General features: G+C 71.4%; 11 protein-coding genes and 1 pseudogene. 2 read left to right on the forward strand and 10 right to left on the reverse strand.

The genetic code is table 11. The annotated features are described in order from the left end of the window. The 7 genes from ABT367_RS38265 to ABT367_RS38295 all read right to left on the reverse strand — a co-directional run. Positions 1-402 (reverse strand): LLM class flavin-dependent oxidoreductase (locus ABT367_RS38265; RefSeq protein WP_352258194.1); only part of this gene is annotated, 402 nt, incomplete at its 3' end. Positions 403-437: 35 nt separating this feature from the next. Further along, complete coding sequence (locus tag ABT367_RS38270; RefSeq protein WP_352258196.1) at positions 438-1,418, reverse strand: ABC transporter substrate-binding protein; 981 nt, start codon at positions 1,416-1,418, stop codon at positions 438-440. 31 nt (positions 1,419-1,449) lie between these two features. Then, positions 1,450-2,214: an amino acid ABC transporter ATP-binding protein gene (locus tag ABT367_RS38275; protein ID WP_352258198.1), complete on the reverse strand. Its 765-nt coding sequence runs from the start codon at positions 2,212-2,214 to the stop codon at positions 1,450-1,452. Then, positions 2,211-3,194, reverse strand: coding sequence for an amino acid ABC transporter permease (locus tag ABT367_RS38280; protein WP_352258200.1), 984 nt, complete (start codon positions 3,192-3,194; stop codon positions 2,211-2,213). Before ABT367_RS38280 ends, ABT367_RS38275 begins: the two co-directional genes overlap by 4 nt. Positions 3,195-3,212: 18 nt before the next feature. Beyond that, the gene (locus ABT367_RS38285; protein WP_352258208.1) at positions 3,213-4,166 is read right to left on the reverse strand and encodes an ABC transporter substrate-binding protein; all 954 of its coding nucleotides are present in this window, start codon (positions 4,164-4,166) and stop codon (positions 3,213-3,215) included. Positions 4,167-4,168: 2 nt separating this feature from the next. Continuing rightward, a complete protein-coding gene (locus ABT367_RS38290) occupies positions 4,169-4,684 on the reverse strand; it encodes a GNAT family N-acetyltransferase (RefSeq protein ID WP_352258201.1) in 516 nt (171 codons plus the stop codon). Next, positions 4,681-5,823 (reverse strand): LLM class flavin-dependent oxidoreductase, encoded by a 1,143-nt coding sequence (locus ABT367_RS38295; RefSeq protein ID WP_352258203.1) that lies wholly within the window; start codon positions 5,821-5,823, stop codon positions 4,681-4,683. Before ABT367_RS38295 ends, ABT367_RS38290 begins: the two co-directional genes overlap by 4 nt. Positions 5,824-6,463: 640 nt before the next feature. On the opposite strand from ABT367_RS38295, the gene ABT367_RS38300 reads away from it, so the two are divergent. Together ABT367_RS38300 and ABT367_RS38305 are read left to right on the forward strand one after the other, a co-directional pair. Then, positions 6,464-7,492, forward strand: a complete 1,029-nt coding sequence (locus tag ABT367_RS38300; RefSeq protein ID WP_352258209.1) for an amino acid ABC transporter permease — start codon at positions 6,464-6,466, stop codon at positions 7,490-7,492. Continuing rightward, positions 7,489-9,462: an FAD/NAD(P)-binding protein gene (locus ABT367_RS38305; RefSeq protein WP_352258205.1), complete on the forward strand. Its 1,974-nt coding sequence runs from the start codon at positions 7,489-7,491 to the stop codon at positions 9,460-9,462. Before ABT367_RS38300 ends, ABT367_RS38305 begins: the two co-directional genes overlap by 4 nt. Before the next feature lie 47 nt (positions 9,463-9,509). Here ABT367_RS38305 and dhaM read toward each other — a convergent pair whose 3' ends face one another. The 3 genes and pseudogenes from dhaM to ABT367_RS38320 all read right to left on the reverse strand — a co-directional run. Next, positions 9,510-10,007 (reverse strand): dihydroxyacetone kinase phosphoryl donor subunit DhaM, encoded by a 498-nt coding sequence (gene dhaM, locus ABT367_RS38310; protein WP_434975634.1) that lies wholly within the window; start codon positions 10,005-10,007, stop codon positions 9,510-9,512. After that, a pseudogene (dhaL, locus tag ABT367_RS38315) lies at positions 9,993-10,664 on the reverse strand (dihydroxyacetone kinase subunit DhaL); the annotation flags it as partial. The pseudogene dhaL and the gene dhaM, both read right to left, overlap by 15 nt. A 57-nt stretch (positions 10,665-10,721) precedes the next feature. Beyond that, positions 10,722-11,242: dihydroxyacetone kinase subunit DhaK (locus tag ABT367_RS38320; RefSeq protein ID WP_352258207.1), on the reverse strand; the 521-nt coding region annotated here is incomplete at its 5' end.

Raw genomic sequence — 11,242 nt, forward strand, 5'->3', positions numbered from 1 at the left:
TGCGGCACGCCGCCGGCCGACCGCCCGGGTTTCGGACGCGCTGCCCGACACCTCGACCAGCCACCCGGCGCGGCCCTCGCTGACGAAGTCGAGCGTGGCCAGGGCGGTGGAGGTGTGGAAGGGCTCGGTGTGCGTGGTGGTGACGGTCGGGACCAGTCCGATACGGCGGCTCGAGGGCGCGACACGGGCGAGCACCGCGACCGGGTCGAGCCGGCCGACGTGCTCGTCGGGTGGTGGGGCGAACGAGTCGCCGAGGGTGACGAAGTCGAGCGCGCCCTGTTCGGCGAGGTGGGTGAGCGCGGTCCAGTACGGGGCGGTGAGGGATTCGGCGGGGCGGTCGCCGCCCGGTTCGGCGGGGTGGCCCCCGCCGATTTCGACGGAGAGATGGAGTTCTCGGGGCATGGCATCCGGTCCTGTGGGTCGCTGCGGGGCGGTGGCTACTTGTTGGTCTTCGGCAGCCCGGGCGGATTGACCTCGGAGGTCCGTACGCGCTCGTCGGACAGTCCCCAGCGGTCGAGGACCTTGGCGTACGTGCCATTCTCGATCACGTGGTCCAGGGCCGCGGCGAGCGGCTCGGCCAGACCGCTGTCCTTCTTGGTGGTGGCCGCGATGAGGCCCTGCAGCGTGGCGCCCGCACCGGAGTACGTGCCGACGACCTCGGTCTTCCCGCTGGTGGCCGCGTGGTAGGCGGCAGTCGGGTTCGGGCCGAGGTAGAGGTCGATCCGGCCGGACTGGAGGGCGAGATACGTGTCGCTCTCGCTCTGGTAGTACTTGATGTCCACCGGCTCCCGGCCGGCCTTCTCGTTGTCCTTGCTCCACTCGACCAGGAGCTTCTCCTGATTGGTGCCGCTGGACACGGCGACCTCGAGGCCCGCGACGTCCTCGGGCCCGTCGACCGTGAGACCGCTGCCCTTCTTCGCGCCGAAGCCGAGGTTGTCCTCGCGGTACGTGGCGAAGTCGTACTTCTCCTTGCGCTCCTCGGTGACCGTGATGTTGCTGAAGCCGACGTCGTACTTGGCGCTGTCCAGGCCGATGAAGATGTTCTCCCAGGACACCGTGTTGATACGGGGCTCCAGACCGAGGACGTCGGCGACCAGATGCGCGAGGTCCGGCTCCACTCCGATGACGGTCTTGTTGTCGGTGGCGTAGAACGTGAGCGGCGCCGCTGAGCCGGAGGAGCCGACGATCTCCAGGGTGCCGCGCTCGCGGATCTTCTCGGGGACCTGGGCGGCTATCGAGTCCACCTCGGCGGTGGTGACGCGTTTCCGGTCGGGGCTCGTATTGATCTTCGTCTTGGCGCCCGACGTGGCCGCGACCTCGGTGGTGCGCTCCTCGTCCGGGTTGCCGCACGCGGCGAGGAGGAGGGTGGCGGCGAGTGAGAGGACGGCAGCGGTACGGCGGGTGATCGGGGCGTACACAGGTGAGCTCCTCAAGGGAAGGAAGGGGGGTTCACAGGACCTTGGAGAGGAAGGCGCGGGTGCGCTCGTGCCGCGGGTCGTCGAGGACGGCCGCCGGCGGACCCTGTTCCACGACGACTCCGTCGTCCATGAACACCACGGTGTCCGCGACCTCACGGGCGAAGCCGATCTCGTGTGTGACGACGACCATGGTGGTTCCGCTGCGGGCCAAGTCCTTGATGACGTCCAGGACTTCACCCACGAGCTCGGGGTCGAGCGCGGAGGTCGGCTCGTCGAAGAGCAGCACCTTCGGTGAGAGCGCGAGCGCGCGGGCGATCGCCACGCGCTGCTGCTGGCCGCCGGAGAGCTGGCGCGGATAGGCGTCGGTCTTGTCGGCGAGACCGACCCGGTCGAGCAGCCGGCGCGCGGTGTCCTCCGCCTCCTTGCGGGGCCGGCGCAGCGCGGAGACGGGGGACTCGACGAGGTTGTCCAGGACCGTCAGATGCGGGAAGAGGTTGAAGTTCTGGAAGACGAACCCGATATGGGTGCGCTGCCGCAGGACGTCCTTCTCCTTGAGCTCGTGCAGCTTGTCCCCGGCGCGGCGGTAGCCGATGAGCTCGCCGTCGATGCTGATCCAGCCGCGGTCGACCTTCTCCAGATGGTTGATGGTGCGAAGCAGCGTGGACTTGCCCGAGCCGGACGGGCCGAGGATCACGGTGACCTCACCGGCGTGGACCTGCAGGTCGACGCCGCGCAGCACCTCCAGCGGGCCGAAGCTCTTGCGGACGCCGTGCACGTCCACCATCACATCGCTCATCGGGTGTCTCCAGGGGACTTGGAAGGCAGGGGTGGGGCGACGAGGAACCGCCGGAGGCGCTGCAGCGGCGTCGGCGGGGGAGTGCGGTTCGCGCCCCGGGCGTAGCGCCGTTCGACGTAGTACTGGGCCACCGAGAGCACCGAGGTCAGGACCACGTACCAGGCGGTGGCGACGAGCAGCAGCGGGATCAGCCGGCCGTTGCGGCCGTAGATGACCTGGACTTGGTAGAAGAGCTCGCCGATCGCCATCACATAGACCACCGACGTGCCCTTGAGCAGGCCGATGATCTCGTTGCCCGCGGTGGGCAGGATGGCCCGCATGGCCTGCGGCAGCACGATCCGCCGGATCTGCCGCAGCCGAGGAATGCCCAGCGCGGCCGCCGCCTCGAACTGCCCGTGGTCGACGGAGAGGACACCGCCGCGCACGATCTCCGCGGCGTACGCGGCCTGGTGCAGCGTCAGGCCGATGATCGCGGCGCCGATGGTCCCGATCAGGCTGTTGCTGTCGACGGACCAGAACACCGGCCCGAACGGGATGCCGATGCCCAACTCCTCGTACAGAGCGCTGAGGTTGAACCAGAACACCAGTTGGACGATCATCGGGATGGACCGGAAGATCCAGGTGTACGTCCACGCGACCGACTGCAGCACCGGGCTGCGCGAGAGCCGCATGAAGGCGAGCACGGTGCCGAGCAGAAAGCCGAGCACGGTGGCGTACGCGGTGAGCTGGAGCGTCACCCACACCGCGTCGACGATGGTCTCGGACAGGACGTACTCGCCGAACACGCCCCATTCCCAGACCGGGTTGGTGGCCAGACCGTGCGCGAACTGGGCGAGCAGCACGACCACGGCGACGGCCGCCGCCCAGCGGGCGTAATGGCGGGCGGGGACGATCTGCACCGAGGCCGGATCCGGCAGGTTCTTCGGGTCCGCGCCGACGGCGGTCCCGCCGGGCGGCGCGGTGTCCATGAGGGAAGGCATCGTTCTCGCTCCGCCCGGCTATCGGCTGTGCTCGGGCGGGTTGATCCGCGAGCTCTCGATCGCGGACGGCGAGGTGCCCCACTTCTTCAGGATCCGGGCGTACGTGCCGTCCTTGATCAGTTCGTCGACGGCGGCCTGGAAGGCCTTGGTGAGCGGGGAGCCCTTCTTGAAGGCGAAGCCGACGTCGAGGCGGTGGAACTCGCCGAGGAACGTGGTTCCCGACGCGGGCTGTGCGGCCTGGTACCGCAGGCCGTTGATCGTCGACATGATCACGTCGATACGGCCCTGCTGCAGCGCGGTGAGGGTCGCCCCGTTGTCGGAGTAGACCTTCACGTCGTACGGCTTCCTGCCCTCCTTCGCGCACACGCCCTTCTGCTCGGTGAGGGTCGCCTCGAACGTGGTGCCCGCGCCGGTGCCGATGGTCAGGCCGCACAGCTGGGTGAGGTCACTGACCTTCTCGCCCAGCTCCGTGTTGCCCTTCTTCACGGCGAAGCCCTGGCCGTCGTTGATGTAGGTGACGAAGTCGATGGTCTTCAGGCGCTCGGCGGTGACACCGAAGTTCCCGGTCCCGAAGTCGTACTTGCCGCTGCCGAGGGCCGGCAGGATCGTCTCGAAGGACGCGTCCTGCCGTTCCAGCTTCAGACCGAGCACCTTGGCCACCGCGTCCGCGAGGTCGATGTCCTGCCCGGCCGGCGCCTTGTCCGAGCCGTTCGGGTAGTACGCCCCGGGCGGGGAGCCGACGGAGCTGCCGACGCGCAAGGTGCCCGCCTTCCGTACGTCCTCGGTCAGCAGGGCGGCGGCCGACTCGACCTTGCGTACGGCCGCCACGGGGTCGTCGGTCGGCGCGGCGGAGGCCTGCGCACCGGCCGGAACGGCGCCGGAGCCGGAGTCGGATCCGCAGGCGGTCACGGAGAGCAGTGGCAGCAGGGCCAGGCCGGCGGCCAGGCGCAGACGGGTTCCTATGGCGCGGATCTTCACGGGGCGGGGGCCTTTCCCGGGCGAGGACGGGCGGGGAGGTGCTTCTCGAACGGCAGCGGGCCGATGGCTTGCGGCTCGGCCTCCGTGTCGAACAGCGGTGTGTAGCCGGTGGCCAGGTACAGGCCGCGGGCCTCGGGCTGACGCGGGCCGGTGGTCAGGTAGACGCGCGCATAGCCGCGTTCGGCCGCCGCCTGCTCCAGCTCGGCGACGATCCGGCGGGCCAGGCCGCGGCGGCGGTGCGCGGAGTGCGTCCAGATCCGCTTGAGTTCGGCGGTCGTGGCGTCGTGGCGGCGGAAGGCACCACCCGCCACGGGTTCGCCGTGCTCCAGGAGGAGCAGCAGGAGTCCGCCGTACGCCGGGGTGAACTCCTCGTCCGGATAGCGGGAGATCTCGGAGTGGGCGTCCTTGCCGTAGCGCGTCGAGTATTCGTGCGCCAGCTCGCGCAGCAGGGGCTCGACCCTGGGGTCGGCGACGGTCACCTCGGCGACCGTCAACTCAGGTGCGGAGGTCATCCGTTCACCGCCGCGAGCGTCCGCGTCCCGCGCTCGGCGCGCTCGGCGTCGCGCTTGGCGACCTCCTCGCGGACGATCGGGATCACGTAGCGGCCGAAGTCGACGGCGTCGTCGAGCAGGTCGTAACCGCGGGCGGAGAGGATGTCGACGCCGAGGTCGTAGTAGTCGAGCAGCGCCTGGGCGACCGTCTCCGGGGTGCCGACCAGGGCGTTGGAGTTGCCCGCGCCACCGGTCGCGGCGGCGGTCGGGGTCCACAGCGCGCGGTCGTAGCGCTCGCCCGCCTCGGCGATGGCGATCAGCCGCTGGGAACCGGTGTTCTGAGGAGTCGGGGCCTCAGGGGAGCCGGGACGGTGGTGGCGTACGAGACCGGATGCGCGCCGTTCGCGGATCGCGCCGACCGTGCGATGGGCCTTCTCCCAGGCCAGCTCCTCGGTGGGGGCGATGATCGGGCGGAAGGCGACCTGGATCCGCGGCACATCGGTGCGGCCCGCGGCCTCGGCGGCGGCCTTCACGCGCTCGATCTGCTCGGCCGTCCTGGCCAGGGGCTCGCCCCACAGGCAGTAGATGTCGGCCTCGGCGCCACCGGCCGCGTAGGCGGCGTCGGACGAGCCGCCGAACGACACGTTCGGGCGCGGCTGTTGGACCGGGAAGACATCGCTGACGAAGTCGTGGAAGAGATAGTGCTCGCCCTCGTGGTCGAAGGGCTCGTGCGTGGTCCAGATCTTCTTGACGATGCCGATGTACTCGCGGGTGCGGGCGTAGCGCTCGTCCTTGGTGAGCGCGTCGCCCTCACGGCGCTGCTCGTGGTCGTTGCCGCCGGTGATGAAGTGGACGGTCAGACGGCCCTCGCTGATCTGGTCGAGGGTGGCGAAGGTCTTCGCGGCGAATGTGGGGTACGAGACGTTCGGCCGGTGGGCGAGCAGGATCTGCAGCCGGTCCAGGTGACTTGCGAGGTACGCGGCGGCCGGCGCCGGATCCGGTGAGCCGGACCCGTACGCGAAGAGCACCCGGTCCCAGCCGTGGTCCTCGTGGGCGCGGCCGAGGCGGAGTGTGTACTGCTTGTCGAAGGCGGCGCCGGAGCGCGCGGTGGTTTCCGAGCCGTCGTTGGTGGCGGCGATACCGAGGAATTCCACGGGCATGGCAGGAGACCTCTCGGGTGGCGGCACACGGGCAGGGCGAAGTGCCGCGTGTGCGGGCAGGGGTGACGGACCGTCGGACGGACGGCGGGCGGTGATGGGGGTGCGACGACGCGGAGCGTCAGGAGGACACGTCAGGAGTACGTGCCGGAAAACGGTAAGAGGCGGCAGCGCGCGGAAGGTTCAGAACTCGGCCCGCAACGGGGTCACCGAGGGAGGGAAGGGCCGGTCCGGGCGGCCCGCTGCCGGATCAGACGCAACACGCCGCGGACCACACCCGACCGAAGTCGATGTGATCGCGCGTGACCAAGCGCTCTGTGGCAGGCATGCGCTCCATTGAGCAGGACGCCGTCCCGCCCGTCAAGCGCCGCCCGGATGGTGGACCGTTCAACTGGCTCTGCAGCAAGGGGAGTTGGGGTTTGTTGCAGTCATGTGTTGTTCGCATGTACGGCTTCGTCTTCCTGTTGACGGCTCCGCGCTGAGCGCCCATACGATCGACGGCGGACCGGCCTGCCCCGCAAGGGCGGCCGTCCGGCCGCGTTGAGGGACGCGGTGCGTGTGACGACGCGAGCCCCCGGCTGCTTCCCGCGAGCGCCCGGGCGGTGCCCACGCCTGCGATTCCCTCCCGGAGCCCTCCATGGTCATGCCTCCCGACGTCACGTCGGCCCCCATACCGTCGGCCGGCGCCGCGCCTCCGCCCGCCGGCGGACCCCTCGCCGCCGAGCACGCCGGCTCCGCGACGCCGAGCATCGTGCCGCGCCGGCACTTCGGCCGCTGGGCGACCGCCGCCGTGGCGCTGCTCGTCTTCGCGATGGTCCTCAACTCGGTGGTCCGCAACGACGCCTTCCAATGGGGCGTGGTGGGCGACTACTTCACCACCTCGGCCGTCCTCGACGGATTGCTCCTCACGTTGTGGCTGACCGCCGTGGTGATGGTGCTCGGCTTTCTGCTCGGCACCGTCCTCGCGGTGATGCGCCTGTCCGCCAACCCGGTGCTGCGGACCCTGAGCTGGGGCTTCGTCTGGGTCTTCCGCTCCACTCCACTGCTCGTGCAGCTGCTGTTCTGGTTCAACATCGGCGCCCTGTATCCGACGCTGAGCCTGGGCATCCCCTTCGGCCCGGAGTTCCTCTCCGTCAAGACGGTGAACCTGCTCGGCCCCACCCTCACCGCCGTGATCGGACTGACCCTGCACGAAAGCGCGTACGCCGCCGAAGTGGTGCGCGGCGGCATCCTCTCCGTGGAGTCCGGGCAGACCGAGGCCGCGCAGGCACTCGGTCTGAGCAAGCGGCGCACGCTGCGCCGGATCGTGATCCCGCAGGCGATGCGGTCCATCGTGCCGACGGCGGGGAACATGCTGATCGGCACCTTGAAGGGCACGAGCATCGTCAGCGTCCTGGCCGTGCACGACCTGCTGTACTCGGCCCAGTTGATCTACAACCAGACGTACCAGGTCATCCCGCTCCTGATGGTCGCCACGCTCTGGTACATCGCGGTCACCAGTGTGCTCAGCGCGGGCCAGTACTACGTCGAGCGCCATTACGCGCGCGGCAACTCCCGCGCACTGCCGCCCACCCCGCTGCAGCGCGTACGCGTCCATCTCGGGTCCGTACGCCGATGGCTGAGGAAGGTGACCGCCCCCGACGCCCGCCCGGCGGTCGGCGGTGAGCGGTGAACGACGTCACGCCCGCGGCCGTCCTGGTGGTCGTCGGCGCGGGGCCGCGCGCCACCGGACTGCTCGAACGCATAGCGGCCAACGCGTACGAACTCTGGGATGGAACAAGGGAGTTGGCCGTCCACCTCGTGGATCCGCACCCGCCGGGCCCCGGCCGGATCTGGCGCGATGAGCAGTCGCCGCTGCTGCGGATGAACTCCATGGCCGAGGACGTCACCATGTTCACCGACGAGTCCTCCACCGTGGACGGCCCCGTGCGTCCGGGGCCGTCCCTGGCCGAATGGGCGGCCCAGTTCTCCGGCCGCGGTCCGCGCCGCGAACCGTTCACGGAACCCGCCGACCCCGGCGTCCTGGCCGAACTGCGCACCCTGCGCGCCACCGACTTCCCCACCCGCCGGGCTCAAAGCGCCTATCTGGACTGGGTGTTCCGGCGGGTCCTGGACGAACTGCCGCCCACGGTCACCGTCACCTGGCACCGCACCACCGCGACCGCCGTGACCGGTCCCGAGGACGGCCCGCAGGAGGTGCATCTGGCCGACCGCGCCGCCCCGCTCACCGCCGACCTCGTGGTGCTCGCCCAAGGCCACCTCGGTTCCCTGCCCGACACGCGCCACCGTGCGCATGCCGCGTTCGCCCGGCGGCACGGTCGCTTCCATCTCCCGCCGCAGTTCACCGCCGACGCCGACCTGTCCGCGCTGCGGCCCGGCGAACAGGTCATCGTGCGGGGTCTCGGTCTTGCCTTCATCGACGTGATGGCGCTGCTCACCGAGGGGCGCGGCGGCACCTTCCGCACCGCACCCGACGGCACCCTCACCTATCTGCCCTCGGGCCGCGAGCCCGTGCTGCATGTCGGATCACGCCGAGGTGTGCCGTACCACTCGAAGACCCGCTACCGGCTTCAGGGCCCCCGCCCGCCCCTGCCGCGCCACTTCGGCCCGGAGGCGGTGGACGCGCTGGTCGCGGAAGGCCGTCCGCTGGACCTGCGCCGGGACGTATGGCCGCTGATGGCCAAGGAGATCGGCTTCGGCCACTACCACGAGCTGTTCCACGCGCACCCCGAGCGCACCGCGCTGCCATGGCCCGAGTTCGAGGCCGCGTACGACCGGCTCGGCTGGTACTCGGCCGAGACGGCCGCACTGGTCGCCACCGCGGTGCCCGATCCGGCGGACCGCCTGGACTTCGAGGCCCTGGACCGCCCCTTGGCAGGGCGGACCTTCCCCGAACCGGGCGCGTTCCAGGACCACTTGCGCGCCCATATGACCGAGGACGTCGCACGCCGTGAGAACCAGGAGTTCAGCGCCGACCTCGGCGCGTTCCTCGCGCTGCTCTCCGTCTACGGACAGCTGCCGCGCCTCGTCGCCTCCGGCCGGCTCACCGCCCGTACGGTCGCCGAGGACCTGGACGGGTGGTGGCGCGGGTTCTTCAGCTTCCTCGCCTCCGGACCGCCCGGCTTCAGACTGCGGCAACTCCTCGCGCTGTCCCGCGCGGGCGTCGTACGGTTCCTGGGCGCCGACGTCCGTATCGGAACCGACGGCACGACCGGCACCTTCACCGCGACCTCCGGCACGGTCCCCGGTCACACCACGCACGCCACCGCCCTCATCGAGGCGTATCTGCCCGAGCCTTCGCTCGAACGCACCGAGGACCTCCTGCTCGGCGGTCTGCGCCGGGAGGGTGCGCTGGCCGAGGAGGTCATCGCCGACTCCACGTACACCCATCGCTCAGGACTGCTCACCGTGACGCCCGCCGACGGCCGCCTCATCGACCCGTCCCTCGGCGGCCCGCATCCCCGCCGGATCGCCCTCGGCGCCCCGACCAACAGCCGCGGCATCGCCGCCTTCGCCCGCCCCCGCACCAACGCTCCGGCCTTCCGCCAGAACGACTCCTCGGCTCGTACGGTGCTGCGTGCCTTGCGGGAATCCGTCGGCCGGGGGGAGCGGCCGGCCGGGACCCGGGTCTTGCGGCAGTGATGCGTGCCCTCGCTCCGGGCCTCGGGCCCGGCGAGAGGGCACGCGCCTTACCCCTTGCGGTAGTTGCGCGCGTCCTCGCCCGCCGCGAGGACCATGTCCAGGTCGCCGCCCACCGAGGCGGTGACGACGACGCCGACCGCGCCCTCGACGAACGGGGCGTCCACGATGCGGGTGCCGGCCGGCAGCACGCGGTCGTCGGAGCCGGAGAGCAGGGCCTGCACGGTCAGGACCGCGCTGCCCATGTCGCACAGGACGGCCACGCCCTGGCCCTCGTCGGCCTCGAGGGCCGCCGCGTGGATGCGCTCGGCACTGGTGCCGATCCGGCCGTCGTCGGTGCCGCCGGCCGCGTACACGGGGGCGACGTCCCCGGAGCCGACCATGGCCTTGGCCAACTGGACGGTGGCCTCGGCCACTTCACGGCTGTGCGAGACCAGGACGACGCCGACCCGGCCGCCCTTGGCGGCCGCGTCCGCGGCCACCGTGGGCTCCTCGGCCCGGGCGGCGGCCGCGGGCCGGGGCGACCACTCGGGGTCGGCGGCGAGCACCAGCGCGTCGAAGAGCAGCACGACCGAATGGGCGCCGGCGTCCTCGTGCCCGATGCTGCGCTCGCCCAGGTAGCTGGCGCGGCCCTTCCTCGCCTGCATCGCCCCGGTGCCCTCGGCGCCGGACAGCGCCGCGGCGCTCGCGGCGGACAGCGCGTCGGTGATCTCCCGTACGTCGAGCGCCTCTTCGGCGGATCCCCGCGCGTCAAGTGCGTCCAGGGCAGGCAGCAGTGCGTCCAGGAGCGTCGAGTCACCGGGTACGGCACCGCCCAGCTTGCCCACGGCCTCGGCGCCGGCCCGCAGTGCCGCGGCGAACTCCCGCAGCGTGACCGCTTCGGCCCCGCCCAGGCGCTTGCCGGTACGGCGCAGCGCCATGCCGAACAGCGGACCGGACGCACCGCCCACGGAGTTGGTGAGCGTGGTGCCGGCCAGAGAGAACAGCTCACCGGGGGTGCCGGGCGGGTTCTGCGCGGCTGCCTCGCGCACGGCACCGAAGCCGCGCACCATGTTCGCGCCGTGGTCGCCGTCACCGGCCGCCGCGTCGAGAGCGGTCAGCCGGGCGGCGTCCCGTTCGAAGAGCTGCGCGGCGGCGCCGAGCCAGCGGCCGAAGTAGGCGGCGTCGAGGGTGAGTTCGGGGGTGGGCACGGGCTTGGCAGTCATCGGACCGGGTCTTCCTGACGAGAGTGGGGAGGGAGGCGGATCGAGGGGGAGCGGGGCTCAGGCGCCCCAGCGCAGGGACGGGGTGTGCACGGGCGCGTCCCACAGCTCGGTCATCTGCTCGTCGGCGCGGCACACGGTGATCGTGCAGCCGGCCATGTCGAGGCTCGTGACGTAGTTGCCGACCAGCGAGCGGGCCACCTGGATGCCGCGCGCGGCGAGCACCCGCTCGACCTCGGCACGGACGATGTACAGCTCGACCGGCGGGGTCGCGCCGAGCCCGTTCACGAGGACGATCACCGGGTCGCCCGAGGCCTCCGGCAGATCCGCGAGCACCGCGTCGAGCATGATCTCGGTGGTCTCGGCGGCGGTGGTGAGCCGGCCGCGGTACCGGCCCGGCTCGCCGTGGATTCCGACGCCGATCTCGATCTCGTCCGGGCCGAGTGCGAAGTTGGGCGCGCCGTTCGCCGGAGTCGTGCACGAGGACAGGGCCACGCCGAAGCTGCGGCTGCGCTCGTTGACCTTGCGGGCGAGGGCGGCCACCTCGGCGAGCGGCGCACCGGTCTCTGCCAGCGCGCCCG

Source organism: Streptomyces mesophilus (assembly GCF_040300965.1).
Taxonomy (GTDB): domain Bacteria; phylum Actinomycetota; class Actinomycetes; order Streptomycetales; family Streptomycetaceae; genus Streptomyces; species Streptomyces mesophilus_A.

Bases quoted from the DNA above. Each gene is read 5' to 3' on its own strand.
- ABT367_RS38275 (WP_352258198.1), bottom strand. From the start codon at position 2,214: ATGAGCGATGTGATGGTGGACGTGCACGGCGTCCGCAAGAGCTTCGGC.
- ABT367_RS38280 (WP_352258200.1), bottom strand. From the start codon at position 3,194: ATGCCTTCCCTCATGGACACCGCGCCGCCCGGCGGGACCGCCGTCGGC.
- ABT367_RS38290 (WP_352258201.1), bottom strand. From the start codon at position 4,684: ATGACCTCCGCACCTGAGTTGACGGTCGCCGAGGTGACCGTCGCCGAC.
- ABT367_RS38295 (WP_352258203.1), bottom strand. From the start codon at position 5,823: ATGCCCGTGGAATTCCTCGGTATCGCCGCCACCAACGACGGCTCGGAA.
- ABT367_RS38300 (WP_352258209.1), top strand. From the start codon at position 6,464: ATGCCTCCCGACGTCACGTCGGCCCCCATACCGTCGGCCGGCGCCGCG.